The following is a 21,503-nucleotide window of genomic DNA, read 5'->3' as shown; positions in this document are numbered from 1 at the left end:
TTCCTTAATAATATACGTGCTTTTTGCTTACCATGAGATTAATGCAGGTGATCGTAAGGATAATGACAAACAGCAGGATCGCCGCTGCCGATGCATAGGACGGATATCCACCGCTGTCCCCATACAGCATGTCATACACGTAGCCTACAATGGTATTCATCTCCGCTGCATTCAGGTCAGTCCCAAACAGTGCCACCGCATCACTGTATTCCTTGAAGGCTCCGATAAAGCCTGTGATGATCAGATAAAAGCAGGTGGGTGAGATCATGGGAAGTGTGATCTTATAAAAGATCCGGAAAGAAGACGTCCCATCTACTCTTGCGGCATTGTAATAATTCCGGTCTACAGATGCCAGCGCACTTGTCAGCAGCAGGATCTTGAACGGCATGACTACCCAGATGATATAAAAGCACAGCACAAACATCTTCGCCCAGTAAGGCCCGTCAATGAAATCCACCACAGAAGCACCAAACCATTTCAGGATCAGGTTCACAAGTCCATCTGTATAGGCTGTCTTTTTAAACAAAATCATGAATACCAGACCAACTGCCAGTGTATTCGTCACATACGGCAGGAAATAGATAGTCTGGAACAGCTTCTGCAGCGGTCCGATAGAGCTGAGCGCCAGTGAGATCAGCAGAGCGATCCCTGTAGAAATGGGTACCGTGATCACAACCATCAGAAGGGTATTCTTCACTGCCTGCAGAAAATAGGGATCGTGAAGTACATAGGAAAAATTATAGGTTCCAATAGAAAAATAGGTCTGGGAGGCAAAATTGTATCCCTCCTCCATAGAATACACAAATACATCGATCAGCGGATATACCATAAAGCAGCCAAGGAACAGAATCGCCGGCAGCAGATATAGAAACGCTTTTCCATTTTTATTTTCCATCACTCAGCTTCCTCCGGATAGATCCTCTCTTCTGTTTCCTTATGGAACAGCAGCACCTTTGAAGGACGAAGGGCGAAGCACACCTTCTTTTCCTTCACCTGCAGCCGCATTTCTGCATCAATAATAGATCGCACCGTGGGATTTATGGACACCGCACTTGTAGAGACCACACTGATATCTCTTCCCATCACCTCTACACGTACAAGGTCAAGTGACAAGGGACCATCCTCCCTCAGGAGAAAGCCTTCCGGACGGATTCCCACAGTAACCGGCTGATCCTCCACCCCTCTGACAGAAAGCACAGCTTCCTCTCCGATCAGAAGCTGTCCCTTCTCCACGCGGCCTTCAAACAGATTGATCTGTGGTGTTCCAAGGAACCTTGCCACAAACAGATTCACCGGGTTCTCATAGACCTCCTGAGGCCTTCCTGTCTGCTGGATCACTCCCTCTTTCATAACAACGATCCTGTCCGAAATGCTCATAGCCTCTTCCTGATCGTGAGTGACAAACACTGTGGTAATTCCTGTTTCCTTCTGGATTCTGCGGATCTCCTCCCTTGTCTGCAGGCGGAGTCTTGCATCCAGATTGGACAGCGGCTCATCCAGAAGAAGAACCCTTGGCATCTTTACAAGAGCCCTTGCGATGGCAACTCTCTGCTGCTGACCACCGGAAAGCTCACCTGGCTTTCTGTCCACCAGCTTCTCGATCTGTACAAGCCTTGCCGCTTCCATGGCCTTCTCTTTCATCTCATCCTTTGTCAGCTTATCCTTACCCTTCAGATTCTCCAGTGGAAAGGTGATATTCTGCAGCACGCTCAGATGCGGATACAGTGCATAATTCTGAAATACTACACCCACACCACGATTCTCCGGCGGCAGCTCCGTCACATCATCTTCTCCAAAAAAGATCCTTCCTTCTGTGGGCTTCTGCAGCCCGCAGATCATAAAAAGGGTGGTGCTCTTGCCACAGCCGGAAGGACCAAGGAGCCCTACCAGTTCCCCGTCCGGTATTTCAAAGGTAAAATGATCTACCGCAACCACTTCACCCTTTCCCTTTTTATCCCGGCTCTTAAATTTTTTTGTCAGATCCTGTAATACCACTTTCATGCTGATTCTCCTGTAAATACTGCTTCGATAATCTACGTATTTCTTCCTTCATTTCATCCACGACCCATACAGGACCGATGATCTGTATGCCGCTTCCAAGACCCATGACCCAGGAAAAGAACTGCCTGCTCACCGCTACCTTCACATTCATCGTGAAATGCTCTGCGTCCTTTTTCAGAAAGGGAACGTTTTTTCCAAAGCGGTCGATCACGATCCCTGCCATGGCATTATCACAGAGCAGCTTCACGTTCTCTTCCCTGCCGTCAAACATACCAAACATCTTCCGTTCATAGACCGCCATATCAAATTCCTGAAAAACTTCCCTGCCCTCCCGTTTCTCCGGAAGCATTTCAATATGAAGCATCTTGTCTACCCGGAAATGCTTGATCTTCGTTTCACTGCTGTCATAGCCTACCAGGTAGTAATTCTCGTCATTCCAGGTCAGCGCCCAGGGGCTGATCTCATAATATCCACCGTTCCGGCGAAGAAGCATCTCTTTATCCACATTCCAGTTAAAATACTGGAAGCGGATCTGTGCATTCTCGCTGATCGCAGTGTGGATACTGTCTACATTATAATAAATGCTTTCGTTCATAGTCTTGACCCGTTCCGTCACATAGACCTGACGGTTCAGCTTGGAAGCCTCATACTGGCTTGCCAGTCCTTCGATCTTATGGATCAGCTCTGCTGACTTACGGGCCGTAATAAATCTGGCTGACTGCACAGAATCTACCAGAAGCTTTAATTCTGCCAGTTCAAACTGCCGGTTTCCCACATGATAATAATAATTCCGGTTTTCCTGCACACCGATCACATCAAGACCATAGGTACGCAGACTCTCCAGATCACTGTAAAGACTTTTCCTCTCCGCCGTGATCCCATAGGAGGCCAGCGCTGTGATCATCTCCTGTACGGTGATACTGTGTGTTTCATCCGTCTTTTCGAGAAGAATCTTCATCAGATAAAGGATCTTCAGCTTCTGGTTCATTCTCTCTGCCATCTACGATACCATGCCTGTCAGATTCCGGATCAGCTCCAGATCCTCAGCCTTTACCTTAAGGCTTGTCTCGATCCTCTCACCTTCCGGTGTCGTCACAATGATCTCCACCACGCTGTCTTCCCTAAGTCCCTTTGCATGCACTGCCCTGCAGAAGGCCGGGAATTTCGGATGATTTCTTTTAAAGGTGTTCCATGCTCCCATGAGCTTCATCATATTGCCAAAATCCATCGTATTCTCTTCCGTTCCTGATTTCATTCTTTTCGGTGTATTATACAATATTTCGTCTATCGGTACAAGTAAAGAGCTGCTGTCAACAGAAGAAACAGATAAATGATATTCACAAGCGTAAACCATCTGAGATATCTGCCCCTGTTTTCCTTATAACACTTTGTATAAAGCTTAAAAGAGATCAGGCTGGCCATAGATGCGATCAGGGTACCAAGACCACCAAGATTCACCCCGACCAGCAAATCTCTGTAATTTTCTGTAAAACCGGAAAGAAGTACTGCTGCCGGTACATTGCTGATCACCTGGCTTGCCAGAACCCCTGTCAGGATCTCCCGTCCACTCACAAAACGCTCCAGTGCTTCCCGGATCAGGCTGATCCTGCCAAGATTCCCGATCAATATAAAAAAGCTGACAAAGGTAACCAGCAGAGCATAATCCGCTCCTTTCAGAGCCTCTCTGTCAAAAATGATCGTGTACAAAAACACAGCTGTCACAAGGACACCATATGGAAGGATCCTGGCTACCACAAGCAGCGCAAGCAGAAACAACAGCCCATAGATCAGATTCCGGTGTTTCCTGCTCTGCTTTATCTCCGTCCCCTCTTCCATCCTGCAGGAAATCTCCTGTCCTTTTCCCCTGATACATAACAGGGAGAGCAGAAGAAGAACAAATGTCATCACAGTGTAAGGTAACAAGATCCCCATAAATTCCGGAATACTACAGTCCATAAGCCCGTACAGATACAAATTCTGTGGATTTCCGATCGGTGTCAGCATACTGCCAAGATTAGCTGCCACTGTCTGTAGGATCACTGTCGGGATCATCGCCTGTTCCTGTCCACACTTTTTCAGAACCAGGATACTGAAGGGTACAAAGGTAAGCAGTGATACATCATTGGTGATCAGCATGCTGAAAAAGAAGCACAGCATGACAAGCACAAGGATCAGCTGCCAGAGCTTTCCCGTCTTCTGCAGCAGGCTTTTTCCAATCCGGTCAAACAATCCCGTCCGCTGAAATCCCTGCATGATCACCATCAGGCCAAACAGGATACCCAGTGTCCTGAAATCGATATAGCCGATATACTGCCTGTCCGGCTTAACAAAAAATGCCGACACTACCGCCAGCAGTGTGGCGATAGTCAGCACGGTTTCTTTTTTCATAAAGGATATTATCTTTTTCATGCTTTTTACCTCTTCTGTAATACATAGAATATACTTTGTTTATAGCATTCTCACGGTGATCACTCTTCCGGTTCTGGCATTTATCCTGTGGGAAATGGAGATCACCGTTCTTCCATCTGCTGCTCTCTGCAGTGCTCGTAATACTTCTTTTTCTGTCTGTGCATCCAGATTTGCCGTGATCTCATCCAGCAGAAGGATCTTCGGCCCTGCCGCCACTGCCCTTGCAATCGACAGAAGCTGCCACTGTCCCTCTGAAAAAATTCCATCCATGCAGGGCATGTCATAGCCTTTTTCCAGTGCCATAACCGTTTCATGAAGTCCTGCCAGCCTGGCTGCCTCCTCTGCCATTTCCGGCGTGATCGCAGGATCAAACAAAGTGATCTGGTCTCTTACCGTACCTGGAACCTGATGGAAGGTCTGCTCTACATAGCCAAACAGCTTCCTTTTCTCCTTTTCTCCCACTGTTCCGGCTCTTCTGCCATTTATCAATACACTGCCCTTCTTTGGCTCATACAGTCCGAGCAGCAGCTTGAAGATCGTACTTTTCCCTGCTCCGGTTCTGCCGGCCAGTGTGATCTGCTCTCCTTTTCTGATCTGGAAACTGAAATCCTGCAGAATGTCCTGCTCCCGGTAACCGAAGGTGACATGCTGAAATTCTGCAATAATTTCATCCTGTTCTGCATCCTCTTCCCGGACAGCCGCCTGACTCTGCTTCAACGCTTCCTGCCGACCGGTCACCTCTTCCTTTTCCTCCAGTCCCAGGAATTCATTGATCCTGTGCACACCAGCTATTGCTGACTGGATCGTCTGGATCTCCATGCCAAGACTTTCCACCGGTCCAAAGATCTGGGAAATATAATTGATCACTGCTACCGCTGTACCGGCACTCATTCCAAAGAGCATCAGCACCTGTGCATTCCCAGATGCCGACAAAAGCATGACAACTGCCACTACGACTGCATTCAGGATCAGGATCACCGGCGAATAAATGGCATCACAGAAATTGGACCGCTCCACCGCCCGGTAGCTTTCCCCGATATACCGGTCATAACGCTCTGTCATATATTTCTCTTTCTGCAGACAGTGGATCGTCCTGATATTATGTAACGTTTCCGGCACGCAGCCGGAAGCCCGTCCAACTGCCCTTCTGTTCTCCACCTTTGCAGCAAGCATACTTTTCTGAACCCTTCTGGTAAACCAGAACAGGAATGGCAGAATCACAGCAAGTACAATGGCAAGTCCCCTGTTTTTCACCCAGATCACTACAAGAATACTGATGATCCTGAAGGCATCAGCAAACATACTGATGATCCCGGAGGTAAACAGCTTTTCCACCACGTCCACATCCCCTACAAACCGGGATACTACAGCACCCGGTTCCTGTCCCGTCAGGGAATCGGCCGTCAGATGAGTGTATTTGTCCATCAGGCTGCTGCGCAGGGCATGGGTGATTTTCTGTCCAAATACTGTCAGAAGTCCTTCCCTGAAGCTTTCAGAAAAACCGGTCAGGGCTGTCAGCCCAAAATACGAAAGAATCAGGATAAAAGCTGGCTCCTGACCTGCCGTTATCATATCGATCACCTTACCAAGGATCAGCGGCGGCAGCAGGGCTGTCACGACAGAGGCTACCACAGCAAATACAATCCCTGCCGAAAGAAAGCTCTTTTTCTTTATGGTCCGCCAGATGATGCTGCTGACACTTTTTCTGTTTTTCATCTGTCCGCCCCTCCTTCCTGCTCCCCATACAGTTTCCTGTATTCAGGGCAGTTCTTCAGGACACTTTCATGACTGCCAGTGATAACCCGTCCCTTTTCCATAAAGATCACCTGATCCATCTGCGGAAACAGATACAGTCTGTGGGACAAAAGGATCACGATGCTGTCTGCCGCCAGCTTTTTCAGACTCGCAAATACCTGCTTTTCTGTCTCTTTATCCAGCGCTGAAAAAGGATCGTCCAGCACCAGAACCGGCCTCTTATAGCAGAGCGTTCTGGCAAGTGCAAGGCGCTTTGCCTGCCCGCCGGAAAGCCGGATGCCGCCATTTCCCACTACGGTGTCCATGCCCTGCTCCATTTCCTCCACTTCCTGGTAAAGGCATACCGCTTTCAGGAGCGGACCCGGATCCTCGTCTTTTCCAAGAAGGATGTTGTTTCTTATCGTATCATCAAACAGTTCCGGATCATGCCCCAGATACCCGATACTGCCGCTGCGCTCTGAATCTGTCAGTTCCTGCAGCTCTCTGCCGCCAAAAGTAATGCTTCCTTCATAGGGATATTCGCACAGAAAGGTTTTGCCAAAGGTGGACTTTCCACAGCCCACCGGCCCGGTAACGCCTATGATCTCTCCCGGCTCTGCCTGCAGGCTCACATCCCTGTAAATCGTACCTCCGCCAGGGTAAGAAAAGCTGACATGGGAAAGTACCAGTTCCCCGGCCGCTTCCTCTTTTGTCTCCGGAAATGGTGTTGCCTTCATCAGTGGTTTGATCCGCCTCCAGGACACCTGTGCCTTATGCACGGCATTGAACAGCTTCGCCGCACTGGAGGATTTCACTGACAGCCTGGTAAAGCAGGAAAGAAATGTAGTAAACGCTGCTACATCAAAAACTTTCCAGCCGGTCCCCAGTGCATTCCTGCTGCCAAAATACAGGATAAACAATACGCCTGCCATGGAAATGACCCGGTAAACCGGCGGCAGTGTGCTGCTCCAGATATTGGCTTTCACAGCAGCCTTCTCATAAGAAGAAAGCTCCCTTTCATAAGCTGCTTTCCGCTCTTCTTCACATCCATAAACCCGGTAGGTGATCGCATTTAAAGCCCGGTCCAGTGTCGCTGCACTTAATGCTCCGGATTTTTCCTTATAAATGGCTCCTGTTCTCTGCACGACCCCTTTCATCTTCTCTGCCACTATGTAGGAGATAGGTGGAAACAGCATACAAAGCAGTGCCAGCCGCCAGTCATAGAAAAGCAGCATTCCCGCATAGGCGATCAGCGCAACTCCTGTGTCAAAAATCTCCGTGGTAAACTTCCGCATTCCCTCCACGCAGTCATCCACATCCAGGATCGCTTTGGTCATCACATTGCCGGCTCCTTCCTCCTCAAGCTCCGTCTGGCTTTTCTGCACCAGACTGCTGTACAGGATCTCCTTCATCTGCCGGTTTACATTGTTGGCAAAGCGCCGCACATAAAAGCGCTTACAATATCTGGCGATCTGCACCACCGCAATCGTAACCACATAGCTGATAACAAGCGCCAGCATATCAGAAAAACCTGCCCTTTTCCCAAGCACATCAACAAGGCAGCCCGCCATTTTTCCTTCAAACCACGGGCCGGCAAGAAGTCCTATATTGTAGATCAGCCCCGTCAGGGTGACAATAAGCAGCACAGGCCACTGCGCTTTGAAATACGACAGGATCCGGTCAGGCTGCCCGATTCCTTTTTCTTTTTTCTGCATACTATTTTGCATCCTCCTGCTCGCTTTCCGCCTCCATAATGTTCTTTTCTGGATCAGCCAATATAAAAAGGATATACTTCCATCTTCTAATGATAGTACATCCTTTTTCTCTGCCTAACAATCTGTTTCAGAACCTGAATCTGATGAAACCGAATCTGACCGTCTGAAACTAATATCAAAGCTTACTCTGTCCTGTCCTCAAACAGCTTTTCTATGTGTTTCTCCAGTTCGTCTTCTTCCTCCTCTTCAGCAGCCTGCTGTTTTTCAAGAAGTTTCTTTTTCTTCTCCTCTTCCAGTAGCTTTTCCAGCCGCTCTTCCTGCTCCTCTTTTACCTCATCCTGTGCATCATCAAATTCCTCCAGCAGCTTCTCCCACTCTTTCTTGCTGTAAGACTGTCCGCCGATCTGGAATTTCTCTTCTGTTTCTCCCTTTGTCACCTTTTTATAGATTTCCTGCATCTTTTCCCGGATGACCTGCTGCGCCTCTTCTCCATTTTCCATGTCATCGATCTCATGCTGCATTTTCTGGATCTGTTTATCCCTTGCCAGCGCACGCAGGATCAGATTGACATCTTCCGGTGAAAACATGCCAATGGCACGCGAAAGATCCCCCAGATTTTCCCGGTTTACCACAAGACTTCCACCACCGGAAAGTGCAATATTGATACACTTATTCTTGTCGGAAACATCTCCGAGGCAAATCCTGTTATTTTCATAATCGCAGGTAAAAATGACACCCTTGTATTCTATGATTCCATCCTTTGCCATGGCTCCATAGGGTACTGTCTTTCCATCCGCAGAGAGTGCATCTGAAAAACGCTCACTCTGCTTGTTTTCCTGCTCTGTCCCCTGTGTTCTGCTCTGATAGTCGTACAGTATGTTGTATGCTGTACCAATTCCTGAAACTGCCATTTGTCCTCCTTCTCTGTGATAACGTTCTGCCCTGTTATGATTTCTGTACTTGCGTGGCAACGCAGGAAAGAATCCTGCTTGCAGGATTCTTCTCCTGCGGCGGTCGCTTTAAGCGACATAAAAACGGATGGGCAACCGCTTCTGCAGGTCAGCCATCCGTAGCTTACTTCTCATCCGTGAACAATATTGGATTCCTTCTTTATAGATATCGGAGAGTTATGAAAAAATATTAGTACTATCAAACCGGAAAAGCGGACAATTTCTTAATATTTTCGTTGGGAAAACGGACAAATCAGAAAAAAATCTGTTGCATAAGCGGACAATCAGTGACATACTATTAGTAAAGAAAGTGTTTTTGGAGGTTTTTATGATATACAGAGACATGGATCAGCAAATAGAGGATTTTTTCTCTCACAATCCCAGAGAAGCTCTCCTGATTACCGGTGCCCGTCAGGTCGGTAAGACTTTTTCTATCCGAAACTACGCTAAAAAGCACTTTCCCTATGTGATCGAAATCAACTTTATCGAGACTCCACAAGCTGTTACTCTGTTTGAAAATGCCAGAGACAGCCGTGATATTCTTCTGCGCCTTTCCGCATTAACTGACATTCCCATGAAAAAGGGGGAAACCCTCATTTTCTTTGATGAAGTTCAGGAATGCAAGGAAATTGTTACTGCCATCAAGTTTCTGGTGGACGAAGGCAGCTACCGCTATATTCTGAGCGGTTCCCTTCTTGGTGTTGAATTAAAGGATATCCGTTCTGTGCCGGTTGGCTATATGACCGTTTTCGAAATGTTTCCTTTAAATTTTATGGAATTTTGCCGGGCAAATAAGATTTCCGATCAGGTTCTCACCCATTTGCAGAATTGTTTTGAAAACAGGGAATCAATAGACTCCATGATCCATACCAAAATGATGGAATTGTTTCGTCTATACTTAATTGTCGGCGGTATGCCTGCTGTTGTACAGCGCTACCTTGATACCAATAACCTTCGTGAAGTCTATCAGATACAGCAGGGTATTCTGCAGCTTTATAAGAAAGATATTGCCAAATATGATCCGGAAGAAAAACTGTATCTGGAGGATATTTTCAATCTCATTCCCAGTGAACTGAACAGCAAAAACAAACGATTTATTTTAAAAAATCTCAATGAAAACTTCAAATTTTCCCGCTATAAGCACAGTTTCATCTGGCTGCGGGAAGCAGGCGCGGCACTTCCTGTCTTCTGCGTGCAGGAACCTGTACTTCCGCTTCTTTTATCCAAAGCAACCAATCTTTTTAAGCTTTTTCTGGAAGATGTGGGACTACTGGCTGCCATGTATGCTAATGGGCTGCAGCTTCGGATTTTAAACAATGAAGCTGACGTTAATTTTGGTGCAATCTATGAAAACGCTGTAGCACAGGAGCTGCACTCGCATGGTTTTGAGCTTTATTATTTTAACAGCAAAAAAGAGGGCGAACTTGACTTTGTCATTGAATATCAGGGCAATATACTTCCCATTGAAGTAAAATCCGGCAAAGACTATACCAGACACCATGCTCTTTCTGCTGTATTATCCAATGAACATTATGCCATTTCACAGGCCATCGTATTTTGTAATGAAAACATTTCCGTGGATAATAAGATTTTCTACTGTCCGATTTACCTCGCCGGATTTTTGAAACCGCAGATTCCTGATCAGGATTTCATTTTTCGTCTGGATCTGAGTGCTCTTCAATGAATGGAAATAGCACTTGAAAGAGTAACATTATTATGCTATATTGAAATCATAAAAAGGGAAAACCAGAGCAGCGGCTTACCCCAATAATTAAGTATCTGTTTTTGTAACAGCCGTCATTATTGCAGTAATGGCGGCTATTTTCGTTTTCCCTTGAAAATCATGTAACACAATCCTACAAGGGTGCAAATGAATATTCCTATCTGAATTAAATCAGAGTATGTAACATACATTGGCATCTCCCTCCTTTCTTTCGTCTGGAGGGTCAGCCCCTCCGCAAAGAGGGTAAGCCGCCTGGCTCTCTGGTTTCCCATGTGTTTATATTATCATTACACAAAATAATTTTCAATTAAATTTTGACCATATTACTTTTGCTTTCTTCATAATAATTGCTCTTTTTCCGATGGTATGCCTTGAAAAAGATATATCACTATGTTATATTGAAATCATAAAAGGGAAAACCAGAGCAGCGGCTTACCCTTGAAAATTTCAACTAAACTTTTTAGTGTTTAGCCGTCATTATCGCAAGTAATGGCGGCTATTTTCGTTTTCCCTTGAAAATCATGTAACACAATCCTACAAGGGTGCAAATGAATATTCCTATCTGAATTAAATCAGAGTATGTAACATACATTGGCATCTCCCTCCTTTCTTTCGTCTGGAGGGTTGCCCCTCCACAAAGAGGGCAAGCCGCCTGGCTCTCTGGTTTCCCATGTGTTTATATTATCATTACGCAAAATAGTTTTCAATTAAATTTTGATCATATTACTTTTGTTTTCTTCATAATAATTGCTCTTTTTCCAGTGTTATGCCTTGAAAAAGAAATATCACTATGTTATATTGAAACCATAAAAGGGAAAACCAGAGCAGCGGCTTACCCTCAATTATAACAGTTATTTAACAACAGCCGTCATTATTGCGAGTAATGGCGGCTATTTTCGTTTTCCCTTGAACATTACATAACTCGATATTTTCTGCTATTACTTCATATGCTAAAGTCCAAAGTCACCAAGGTCAAATATCCCACAAAGTCAGCCCCACTATATCTAAACTCAACAATGATTACCTTCCCAGTCTGGTAATAAATTCCCCTTCACTTCTATGCATCATTATCAAAAATTCTTCATAATCTTCAGCGGCAGATGGTATTTTCAATCCCCTCTTGATAATATTAACATCTTCTCTACGTGCAACATTCTTCTCATACGTTAATCCTTTATTCAGGTATAGGAACAAATCCTCTGAATTCTCTGCTTCCGGATAAATATAATACCCAGATCTGGCTTCAAAACGAAACATATAAGCCAGCATTTGAAGATAGTCCTTATTTCCAATATTATCAACAGGCTTATATTTTGCATCAGCTATTATTCTTTTTTGACTATCCTTGCTAATAAAATCTGGATAAATCAAGCCATAGTTTCCAGCGAAAAGCCACTGTGCACCTTTTCCACCTTTATTCATTGGATGATAAAATGCGTTTTCAATGAGTGTATTTATGTATTCTTCCCACAACCACGCTCCATCAAATAATATACCGTATATTTGTCTCATTCCTGTTCCAACTTGATGTTCTCTGTGTTGTAGAATCAATAAACACAGACGTTGCAACATCAGATATTCTCTGAAATACGCATGTCTGATAGGGCTTTTTTTATTAGATTCTATGATGCGTTGTCTATCATAAGGTTCAAACTTGGATGTTGCATCTACAACAAGCTTTACATCATCTTTAACCTTGGCAAGCAAATTATTACCATAGGGCTTTCTCTTAATAAACTCTATTGTATGGCGTATCAGCTCCATAACATCATTATCATAAGAAAACTCCCGCTTACTATAAGCTATATTTCCTGTAAAAGGTGTGTTTCGAGCAATATGCCTTGCAATATCTATGCTTCCCTTTACATTCCCATCATTGTATTTACAGCAAATATACGACTTAAATACCCCCTTACGCATAGCTGCCTTTAAATAATACGGAAATAAGAAAAGGAAAAAGTTAAACAGTTTCTGATCCTGATCAGCTTCTGATTTCATATCCACGAGATTAGGTATATCAAGTACTCTGGCAAGAAGGTATTCCATAAAGTAATCATTGCCTTCTTGTCCAAAACGAGATTCAATAATAAGACGCTCATCACCAAAGCCAAGAAACCCCATTACATTTCCAGTACGATAAGAGTTATTCGTACTTTGCAGTATCATCTGCTCTTCTGTAATGTCTTCAGCATTTCCAATACTTTCTGGAAATATAAATATTCCTTCATTTCCAACCTGTTCAAGTGTTTTATCTGCAATTTTACATACAAGTTTTGAAATTTCTTCGAACGACTCTTTCTTGTTTACTGAATTGTCCTTAACCCTGAGTACTTTCATTCTCCTCATCCTCAATTGGTCTTTTATAGCCATAAGCCCTTGCGAATCTGGTCATAATGCCCTCTTCATCATACATTCCTCGAATGTACTCCCGTAATAATGGTTCCAGATGATCTGTCCAGAGTTGATCATAATTCAGGATTTTTAACTTGAGAAAATACGCTGCTCCTATTTGATAATTTTCATTTAGATCTTCAACATCTGCAATCTCTCTATTCAATGCCTTCATACGTTGAACAGCCTCCGACTTCATTTCGTCATTTTTCAAAGAATCCAACATCTCCAACTGCTCATCTGCTTTCAACTCTACAAAACGAAATCTTCTGCGCATGGCAAAATCAAAACTGTCTACAGAACGATCAATATCATTCATGGTACCAATAATATATACGTTTTCGGGGATATAGAATTTTTCATTCGGATCTGAATGTAAATTTGCATACTGAGTTGACACTTCACCGGCTCTGCCCCGATACCCCGGGTCAATAGCAAAAAACAATTCACCAAAAATTTTCGATATCTCTCCACGATTGATTTCATCTATGATAAAGATATACTTTTTTAATTCTTCCTGTGATGCACTTGCCTGCGGTGTAAAACTCTTTTGCGCTTTAATTGCTTTATAAATAGCAAAATCGTAGGAATAAGCTTGAATTGCAAACGTCTTTCCAAAGAAAGCAGTAACATCTTTAAGCCTTTCAAATTTTATACCAGATCCAAGCATTCTTCGAATTTCATCAATATTTAGGCAAAGCTTGTTAACTGTAGCATTACCAGGAATTGAAATATTGACATGCTTGTCATCTACACTTGTGATGTTAAACTCGTTCCCATTAATCGTCCGAAAAGCACTTACGCCTAATTCAATATTAGAAAAGAACTCTATCATCGATTCCTGTATGGATAGTTCCTTTTCTATCAACTCCCTTGACTTCTGAGAATTTTCATAGTTCTTTTGCGCCTTATCAACAAATTTCTTGAAGACACCATCCTGTAATTCAAACCCCATCGTGCCATCAGCATTTACCTTTGGTCGTAACCCTTCAACAAAATCCGTATAATCATAACTTGGATGAAATTGAACAAATTCCACCTGTTTGCATTGTTCATCCGTAAGCTGTGTATAGTTATCAGTCTCACCATTACTAATGATATCCGCTGCAATCGCCTTTGCTAAAAAGGATTTCCCGGTTCCTGGTGCTCCGTGAAAAATAATATTCTTGGATTCAATCAGCATAGATGAATATTGATTTCTGTACCCTTTATATTGTTGCGCCAATTCTTTTTGTACAGCCACTTTTCTCTCCTTTTCTTGCTTTTTATTTTTAATCTGAAACCCAAGTTTTTGCAGGCAATTTCTTGCCTCCTCAGCATTATAATTTTCCACATCAATTCCATATGCAATATTAATCGCTACCTTTACTACATATTTGGGTGGATAATGAACTCCGTCCTCAGTCACCAGTTCATATTCCATAATTCCCCTATGACTAGGAACTCCATTTTCTTCAATATATTTCATGGCATCTATAATATTCTGCCTAGTGATTTCAGGAATTGCCATACTTATCTCCTCCAATTTCTTTATATGTATCTGGAAATATACTCTTTTGCTTTTTTATCTTCTATCTATACATAAACCAACTCTGTCGCCCAAATCAAAAGCACTTTCTCCAACGCTTCACAAAATATAAAACAAATTATAATCTCAATGCCTGTTTTATTATTTCACTTCAATATTGTAATCCAGAATACTCTTTAAAATATAATTGGACATTTGTGTAATCGGAATATTAAAGTCCTTATCGTCAAACAGCAGACTGACTGCAAACAGATTTGCCTCGTATTCATCATTTGTAAAAGCATTCTTTTCTGTGATCGCAAAATTACTGATACCACTGTCATGCAACAGTGCATGCCCAAGTTCGTGTGCGCATAAAACTATTTTTGATCTCATATCATACACATTATTGATCATAATCATTGTTGGATAATTGTCCATCTTTATTGTGTATGCCTTTTTCGATATACCCAGTTTCAAATCGTCACCTACCCTGATTCCATAGTGCCTCGCAAGAATATATGGATCCCTGGTATTATATTCACAACGCAATTCTCTGGCATACCGTATAATATCTTCTTTTGTTCGCATCTTTCCCCTCTGCTCCTATTTATACTTATAACTTACCAATCGTAACTGTTGCAGAATCTCATTGGCAAACTCAACCAACTTTTTTTCATCCAGCTTTTTCAGATCATATCCTCCATATGCAGCCAACGTTGGCATCTTTAAAATAAATTCCATTGCTTCCTGCGCCGTACTGAAATTCTCCGGCAAAGATATCCCTGTTTTTTCTTCATTTCCCATAAGTCTTGCTGGTGTCGTTTGCAAGATGCCACACAACTTTTCAAATACATTAACCGGAATCTTCTCAATGCTTGAATCTTCATAGCGATACACAGTTGAAACAGATACGCCTAATTCCTTCGCCACATAGTCTACAGAAATACCCAGTTCCTTTCTTCTGTTTTTTATACGTTCTCCAAGTTTCATGCTGTTTCCTTCCACTATCCCTTTTTGTTTTATTTTACATTCGTTTTTGCATTTTTGCAATATTTTTTCGCATTTTTGCTTTTTTCTATTGACATTATACTAACCATCATAGTATAACTAATCTCAGAAATTCGCATAAATGCATTTTATGTTTTGCATTTATGCTTCAAGGAGAACAGGAGGTCACAATGATAGAATTAAAAGATGTTCCATCCACAATGCCCAAAATTCTGGTTATTGGTATTGGCGGTGGTGGAAATAATGCTGTAAATCGCATGGTAGATATGAATACTTCCCCGCACACTCTGGAATACATCTCCATAAATACAGATCAGATGGTTCTTAATTTATCAAAAGCTTCACGAACATTAACGATTGGTCCCAAATTAACCGGAGGATATGGTGCTGGTGGGAACCCTGAAATCGGCTGTGCCTCTGCCGAAGAAAGTGAAGAGGCCATCAAATCTCTTTTAGCTGATTGCAATATGGTTATTCTTACTGCCGGTATGGGTGGCGGTACAGGAACAGGTGCTATCCCTGTAATCGCAAAACTATGCCATGAACTGAATATTTTAACCGTTGCTGTAGTTACTAAACCTTTTTCTTTTGAAGGAACAAAGAAAATGAAAACTGCCATAAGCGGAATTGAAAAGCTCAAGGAATATGTTGATACTCTGTTTATCATTCCAAATGATAAATTAGTTTCAGTCACAGATAAAAACCTGACTGTTGAAAATGCCTTTCTACTGGCTGATAGCGTACTAAAGGATACCATAAATGCAATCACAAATATTATTCATAACTGCGGTCTGGTTAATTTGGATTTTAATGATCTGAAGACTATTCTCGGGAATAAGGGAATTGGTTATATTGGGATCAGTGCCATGGCAGAAAAATCGGCTATTATAGATACTATGAAAGAAGCTTTAAATTCCCCTTTTTTAGAAACCAGTGTAAAAGGAGCCACACATATTCTGATCAACTGCAGTGCCGGATTAAATCTGCAGGAACTTAATACTGCAATCGGCTACGTCCGTGAAATTGCCGGAAATAATGCTGATATCATGTGGGGAACTGTAACTGATTCTGACAGTTCAGGTATGAATAACTCCGTAACTATCATTGCCACCGGGTTGCCAGCTTCTGAACTGCCTTCCACTCCAGCAGGGAGTTCAGTTTCCAAAGTGCCCTCTCCATCCAGCCCCAATGTATCAGGTTTCCCTCATATGCCAACTGCGCCCAAATCCCTGCAGCCTACAGTTCCTTTAAAACCAATCATTTTGCCGGATTTTATAAAAAACATATAAGAAAAAGCAGAAGGGGTTCATATTATAAATTTATACTACTTTATATGACCTTTCTTGTATATAAAAACATCTGATTGGGCTACAAGTGCAATTCCATTCTGCACAGCATAGTCATAATCAATATCTTCATACAAAAGTTTTTGAGTAACATTTTTATAATCCGATTCATAAAACTTACTCTCTATGATCTCCTTAAGCATCTCCGGAATAATATACTCCAGTTGCGCAGACGGATTGTTTGGGGAAAGCATTCGATCCTCACGAACTTTATCCACCAAGGCATCCATCTCCTCGTCCATCTTCAACTGCGCTGCTAATTTGCAAATATCATACAGATGTCTTGAATCTCTATCCTGCATATTTTGAATTCTGTAGTCACAGATTGCGAATACTTTATCTACAAATGTTCGTCTTATAGACTGCACATTCATATATACTTTAGCAGCTTTGAAAGGAATTGGTAAGTCAATTCCTCTCTCCTCACAGACTTACAAATAGAGACATATATTTAAAGACATACTTGTTATAATCATATCTTGATCTGATTTTATCAGGATTACCAAGTGTCATCCCCAGAGACTCTGCAATTTGTATGACTAATTCTTTCGACGCTTTTCTTTCTGACTCCGTTGGTTTTCTATTCATCGACAGGTCAATATCTTCTGAAAACCTGTCAATCATATTATACGCCTTGGACAGGGATGTTCCTCCCTTAAATACAAATGGCAATTCAGCCTTAGACAGTTCAGACAAGAACATTGATTGTACCGTATCTTTTTCAACCATCAACTCTGTTCTGCCAATTTCACGAGCTACTGTCTCTATTATTTCTTTCCATTCCTTCGAATGATTTTTATACCAGTTCACTCATTAATCCCCCCTGATAAATATTCCTGAAAACCCGATCCGGAAATAACGAAATATATTCCTTAACCTTCATAAAATCAACATTAACAGCCCTTACAAACTCTTTTAGTTTTTTTTCAAGCTCTTCTCCTGATAATTCACTATATTTATCTATAGAAGACATCAGATCCAGAAACTGGAGTGCTGATTTATTCTCTTTATTGATTTCTGCTAATGGCTTATATACAATCACCTTGCGTCCATCAATATCAAGTTTTCTCTGCTTTGTAGTAGCCTCATTGGAGCATACTTCAATGCATGCCGGATTTTGAGTGGTAAAGCCATACATATTAGCAAGCTGTATTCCTGTTATATACCCGGAAACTTTCCCCTGATAAGATATATATTTTTTCTCTACCAGCTTATCTACAGAAACCCTTCCTTTTGTTCCGAGGATCGTCATATAGGACAAATAATAGACCCCATTATACAAACGCTCTACTTTACCTTCATCCGCCAACTGCTTCATTTCCTGTCGTACATAGTCTCTGGAATTTCCCGGAAGCTCTGACAGAAAAATCGGTTCATCTTTGTCATAATTATTTACTATATAATCGTATAGCACTTCACGCCTCACAAATTTGAAATATATTTTTTCTCTTTTATTATACTTCAAAATAAACTTCTGTCAAAGGTTATTCCCAGAAAAAATCCCCCTTAAACAGATCTGGTTTTGCCTGATCTGCTCAAGGGGGATCGCATTATCTATCATTGCCTGATATTTTTAGCATCCAAACAGCTCCGCTGTTTTCTTCATTCTCTCCGCAATCGGCACGCCAAACGGACACCGTGTTTCGCAGGCATGTCTGCTGATACTCTCTGAAGCCCTATGCTTTGTGTACTCACTCTCTAGCAGAGAATATCCTTAAGCGCACGCTTTGGTACATAATGCACATCATTTTCATCTCTGTAATAGCCTATCTCGCCATCTTCCTTCATGTCCGTCAGTACGATCTTTTCTGCCGGCCTACCAAGCGCTACTACCAGTACAGGCTCCAGATTTTCCGGCAGATTCAGTGTCTTTTTGAGCTCTGCCAGGGAAAAGCTGCCGATCATACAGCCGCCAAGCCCGTCCTCAGTTGCTGCAAGGAGTATGGTCTGTGCCACGATTCCCACATCTCTCTGAAAGCTTGCAATATTCGGTGCCAGATTTTTATCCTGACAGATGACAATGAATGCAGTCGGGTTCATTCCCTCATGGGGAAGGTGTAAATGAGCCAGTCTTGCCGCAAATTTGGTGAGTGGGAGAATCTTTGCCACCTCTTCCTTCTCGCAGGCAATGTGATATTTCAAGGGCTGAATATTCAGGCTGGAAGCTGCATATCTGGTCAGATCTACGTAAGACAGCAGCTTCTCCCTGTCAATCTGATAAGACCCATCATACCCTCTGTAGCTTCTGTTTGCTTTCACTAAATCTCTGAACATTTCTCTTCCTCCTATGCTTTCTGCTGACATTCCGCTTATTCTACAGCTATCATAAATGTATAATTCGTATCATAGGTTCTTACATAAAGAATCCAATCCTGCCTGATAATATAATCCGGCGCCGTTTTTACCGGTATTTCCTGTACTACTTCCCCAGTATCTATGCGGACAATCTTCAGATAATCGTCTTCAGCCGTAAATCCATATCCGCAGATGATATAATCATCTACAAATGCAAAGCCTCTTGCATTGCAGGTCAGCGGCTCCGTTTTCCAAAGTACACTGTTGTCTGTCAGATCAACTGCTGTGATATAGGCCGTCTGCGGACAGGATTCCGCATAGGTATAATGCCCTGTTGCCAGATAAAGAACGTTATCCCTTACTGCTGCATAAAAAAGATTCTGATCAATAAAATCATAATCCGCTTCCACATACTCTGTGCTATACTGATATTCCCTAAGATCAAAGGTGACTGTTTTCCCGGTAGCCAGCTCTGTCAGAAAAATGGCTGGCTGATCTGCCTCATTTCTGAAGGCCTCATAACGATACTCCCCGTCCTCATAGGGAAATCCCTGTCTCTGCAATCCATTGTCCTGAAACCACTTATCCTCATCAATGATCTCATTGGGCTCTTCACTTTCCTTGATAAGAGCAATGGCGGTAAGCTCCCGTTCCTGCACCCGATCCGACCTATAATAGGAAAAAGACGGATTCGGCAGGATCACATATGTATCCATCTGCTCATTTTCGCCGCTATTTCCTGGATCACTGCTTTCCACATCTTCTGTCTGCGCCTCTGCAGTCAGACCATTCTCATCTTCTGAAATCGTATCTTCTTCTGTGGAAGCATTCCCATTTTCATCAGCCTGTACTTCCTCCACAGCCGCTGTCCCTCTATCTTCCTCTGTACTCCCCTTCGCTGTCCCTGCACAGCCCATTAGCAGGCCTGCAGCAACAAGAATAGCTCCAAGCATTAATTTCTGTTTTCTCATATTTTCCTCACTTTCACGATCACAATCGTCAGATATGGTAATTTTTCCGGCCATTCTTCAAGACCACACATCACCATCTCATTTTCAAGGCCACAGTCTGCCAATGCATACACCTGTAGCTCTTCGCCGTTTTTCTCCCGGCATGCTGCCTCTTTTTTCAGTACTTTCTTTACATGCTGCAGTTCCCCGCTGCTCTGCCAGACGGCAGATTTCCTCTGCGGTCTTCTCCCATGCTGCTTTCAATTCCCCTTTATTCTTCGTCATGGGAAAGTCAGCTAGCATGAATTCCTTCTCTGCCACCTCCGGTGATTATCTGTTTTCACCCAGCAGAAACAGATCCAGCATGAAATTATTTTAACAAGTTACTGAGGAAATACAATAACCTTTTGATCAGGTTCTCTGGAAATAAAGCGAAAATACTAAACTGCTCAAAAAGAAAACGGGAGTGTATTCAAAAATTCAACATAGCTGAATTTTTGGATACACTCCCGGGAATAAATAAGACTTTTTTAACAACATTTATAGGTAGTGTTGTTCTCCATGTTTAGCATTTACAACTCCGATTCCTACGCTAACAAGCACAAGTGCTATGATATTTTTCACAGAAAAAACGGACTCACCGAGAAATATTCCCGACATTATCACGCCAAAAACCGGAATAGAAAACGCAAACATTGTAACCTTTCCCACCGGATTATATTTTAACAGCAGCGTCCATATACTGAAAGCTGCTGCAGATAGTGCTGCCAAATACAAAAGAAGACAGGCTGCCTTTAAGGAATATACCTGTACTCGTCCTCCCATGCAGATTCCTATTATTATCATTAGCAGACTTCCAAACAATATCTGATATGACGTAATTGCCATCGGCGATTCCTGTTTTACTATTTTTTTCAAATATACATTACTGATTCCATAAGATGCAGCAGCCGCCAGCATAAGTCCCTCACCCCTAAAGGAAAAACTACCATTTAATATTCCTGTTAAATTTATCAGAATCACTCCTGCTAATCCAGCAATACATCCAAAGATGGTTTCCCAGGATAGTCTTTCATTTTTAAGTAGAAAATGCGCTGCTATAACAGAAATAAACACATTTGAAGCATTTATAATTGCACTTTCTGATGATGAAATATACGCCAGACTAATGTGAAAACACGTATATTGAATCGTAGTCTGCAATAACCCCTGCCTGATAATCCCCGGAATCGACAGCTTCCTCACCCGTAAAATCCGTTTTTCCAAAATGCACCCGACAATAAAAGTAATTATTCCCGATATAAAAAAACGGACTCCTGCAAACAAAATCTGGCTACCCGTATCCGAAATTTTGAACAGTGGATATGCTATTTTCACACATGGGAATGCACTTCCCCACAGCACGCAGCAAAAAAGAGCTCCCAGGCTCAGCCACACCGGATTTTGCAGATTAATCTTTAATTTGGCCATA

At 42.6% G+C, this 21,503-nt stretch carries 21 protein-coding genes; 2 read left to right on the top strand and 19 right to left on the bottom strand.

The window, feature by feature from the left end:
- Positions 1 to 4: 4 nt before the first annotated feature.
- The 8 genes from OCV77_RS09725 to OCV77_RS09690 all read right to left on the bottom strand — a co-directional run bounded on the left by OCV77_RS09725 (position 5) and on the right by OCV77_RS09690 (position 8,770).
- Entirely contained in the window at positions 5 to 895 is an 891-nt protein-coding gene (locus tag OCV77_RS09725; protein WP_262574888.1) for a carbohydrate ABC transporter permease, read from the bottom strand.
- Positions 895 to 2,001: an ABC transporter ATP-binding protein gene (locus tag OCV77_RS09720; RefSeq protein ID WP_262574887.1), complete on the bottom strand. Its 1,107-nt coding sequence runs from the start codon at positions 1,999 to 2,001 to the stop codon at positions 895 to 897. Before OCV77_RS09720 ends, OCV77_RS09725 begins: the two co-directional genes overlap by 1 nt.
- Entirely contained in the window at positions 1,964 to 3,001 is a 1,038-nt protein-coding gene (locus OCV77_RS09715) for a helix-turn-helix transcriptional regulator (protein WP_262574886.1), read from the bottom strand. Before OCV77_RS09715 ends, OCV77_RS09720 begins: the two co-directional genes overlap by 38 nt.
- Positions 3,002 to 3,229 carry a hypothetical protein gene (locus OCV77_RS09710; protein ID WP_262574882.1) on the bottom strand — a complete coding sequence of 76 codons (228 nt, stop codon included), beginning with the start codon at positions 3,227 to 3,229 and terminating at the stop codon, positions 3,002 to 3,004. It lies immediately after the preceding gene.
- 56 nt (positions 3,230 to 3,285) lie between these two features.
- Positions 3,286 to 4,410 carry an SLC13 family permease gene (locus OCV77_RS09705; protein WP_262574880.1) on the bottom strand — a complete coding sequence of 375 codons (1,125 nt, stop codon included), beginning with the start codon at positions 4,408 to 4,410 and terminating at the stop codon, positions 3,286 to 3,288.
- A gap of 39 nt (positions 4,411 to 4,449) precedes the next feature.
- Entirely contained in the window at positions 4,450 to 6,126 is a 1,677-nt protein-coding gene (locus tag OCV77_RS09700) for an ABC transporter ATP-binding protein (protein ID WP_262574878.1), read from the bottom strand.
- Positions 6,123 to 7,859, bottom strand: coding sequence for an ABC transporter ATP-binding protein (locus OCV77_RS09695; protein ID WP_262574875.1), 1,737 nt, complete (start codon positions 7,857 to 7,859; stop codon positions 6,123 to 6,125). Before OCV77_RS09695 ends, OCV77_RS09700 begins: the two co-directional genes overlap by 4 nt.
- A 182-nt stretch (positions 7,860 to 8,041) precedes the next feature.
- The gene (locus tag OCV77_RS09690) at positions 8,042 to 8,770 is read right to left on the bottom strand and encodes a hypothetical protein (protein ID WP_262574874.1); all 729 of its coding nucleotides are present in this window, start codon (positions 8,768 to 8,770) and stop codon (positions 8,042 to 8,044) included.
- 367 nt (positions 8,771 to 9,137) lie between these two features.
- On the opposite strand from OCV77_RS09690, the gene OCV77_RS09685 reads away from it, so the two are divergent.
- Positions 9,138 to 10,493 (top strand): ATP-binding protein, encoded by a 1,356-nt coding sequence (locus OCV77_RS09685; RefSeq protein ID WP_262574872.1) that lies wholly within the window; start codon positions 9,138 to 9,140, stop codon positions 10,491 to 10,493.
- Positions 10,494 to 11,552: 1,059 nt separating this feature from the next.
- On the opposite strand, the gene OCV77_RS09680 is transcribed toward OCV77_RS09685, so the two are convergent.
- The 4 genes from OCV77_RS09680 to OCV77_RS09665 all read right to left on the bottom strand — a co-directional run bounded on the left by OCV77_RS09680 (position 11,553) and on the right by OCV77_RS09665 (position 15,423).
- Positions 11,553 to 12,869, bottom strand: a complete 1,317-nt coding sequence (locus OCV77_RS09680; RefSeq protein WP_262574871.1) for an McrC family protein — start codon at positions 12,867 to 12,869, stop codon at positions 11,553 to 11,555.
- Positions 12,850 to 14,433: an McrB family protein gene (locus OCV77_RS09675; RefSeq protein WP_262574870.1), complete on the bottom strand. Its 1,584-nt coding sequence runs from the start codon at positions 14,431 to 14,433 to the stop codon at positions 12,850 to 12,852. The genes OCV77_RS09680 and OCV77_RS09675 overlap by 20 nt, the downstream gene beginning before the upstream one ends.
- Before the next feature lie 159 nt (positions 14,434 to 14,592).
- Positions 14,593 to 15,021: an ImmA/IrrE family metallo-endopeptidase gene (locus OCV77_RS09670; protein ID WP_262574868.1), complete on the bottom strand. Its 429-nt coding sequence runs from the start codon at positions 15,019 to 15,021 to the stop codon at positions 14,593 to 14,595.
- Positions 15,022 to 15,036: 15 nt separating this feature from the next.
- Entirely contained in the window at positions 15,037 to 15,423 is a 387-nt protein-coding gene (locus OCV77_RS09665) for a helix-turn-helix domain-containing protein (RefSeq protein ID WP_262574867.1), read from the bottom strand.
- 188 nt (positions 15,424 to 15,611) lie between these two features.
- Here OCV77_RS09665 and ftsZ point away from each other — a divergent pair, with 188 nt between their 5' ends.
- Positions 15,612 to 16,730: a cell division protein FtsZ gene (ftsZ, locus tag OCV77_RS09660; protein WP_262574866.1), complete on the top strand. Its 1,119-nt coding sequence runs from the start codon at positions 15,612 to 15,614 to the stop codon at positions 16,728 to 16,730.
- 35 nt (positions 16,731 to 16,765) lie between these two features.
- Here ftsZ and OCV77_RS09655 read toward each other — a convergent pair whose 3' ends face one another.
- From OCV77_RS09655 to OCV77_RS09625, 7 genes are all read right to left on the bottom strand, one after another.
- A complete protein-coding gene (locus OCV77_RS09655) occupies positions 16,766 to 17,161 on the bottom strand; it encodes a nucleotidyl transferase AbiEii/AbiGii toxin family protein (protein ID WP_262574864.1) in 396 nt (131 codons plus the stop codon).
- Positions 17,162 to 17,210: 49 nt separating this feature from the next.
- The gene (locus OCV77_RS09650) at positions 17,211 to 17,597 is read right to left on the bottom strand and encodes a nucleotidyl transferase AbiEii/AbiGii toxin family protein (RefSeq protein ID WP_262574861.1); all 387 of its coding nucleotides are present in this window, start codon (positions 17,595 to 17,597) and stop codon (positions 17,211 to 17,213) included.
- A complete protein-coding gene (locus tag OCV77_RS09645) occupies positions 17,584 to 18,201 on the bottom strand; it encodes a hypothetical protein (protein WP_262574859.1) in 618 nt (205 codons plus the stop codon). Before OCV77_RS09645 ends, OCV77_RS09650 begins: the two co-directional genes overlap by 14 nt.
- A 284-nt stretch (positions 18,202 to 18,485) precedes the next feature.
- Positions 18,486 to 19,061: a nitroreductase family protein gene (locus tag OCV77_RS09640; RefSeq protein WP_262574858.1), complete on the bottom strand. Its 576-nt coding sequence runs from the start codon at positions 19,059 to 19,061 to the stop codon at positions 18,486 to 18,488.
- A gap of 35 nt (positions 19,062 to 19,096) precedes the next feature.
- Positions 19,097 to 20,053 carry a hypothetical protein gene (locus tag OCV77_RS09635; RefSeq protein WP_262574856.1) on the bottom strand — a complete coding sequence of 319 codons (957 nt, stop codon included), beginning with the start codon at positions 20,051 to 20,053 and terminating at the stop codon, positions 19,097 to 19,099.
- A gap of 84 nt (positions 20,054 to 20,137) precedes the next feature.
- Positions 20,138 to 20,317, bottom strand: a complete 180-nt coding sequence (locus OCV77_RS09630; protein WP_262574855.1) for a hypothetical protein — start codon at positions 20,315 to 20,317, stop codon at positions 20,138 to 20,140.
- Positions 20,318 to 20,572: 255 nt separating this feature from the next.
- The gene (locus OCV77_RS09625) at positions 20,573 to 21,502 is read right to left on the bottom strand and encodes a DMT family transporter (protein WP_118797993.1); all 930 of its coding nucleotides are present in this window, start codon (positions 21,500 to 21,502) and stop codon (positions 20,573 to 20,575) included.
- Position 21,503: the final 1 nt, after the last annotated feature.

The organism is Suilimivivens aceti (assembly GCF_025567405.1).
GTDB classification, from domain to species: domain Bacteria; phylum Bacillota; class Clostridia; order Lachnospirales; family Lachnospiraceae; genus Suilimivivens; species Suilimivivens aceti.
This window is presented reverse-complemented; position numbering and strand designations above follow the sequence as displayed.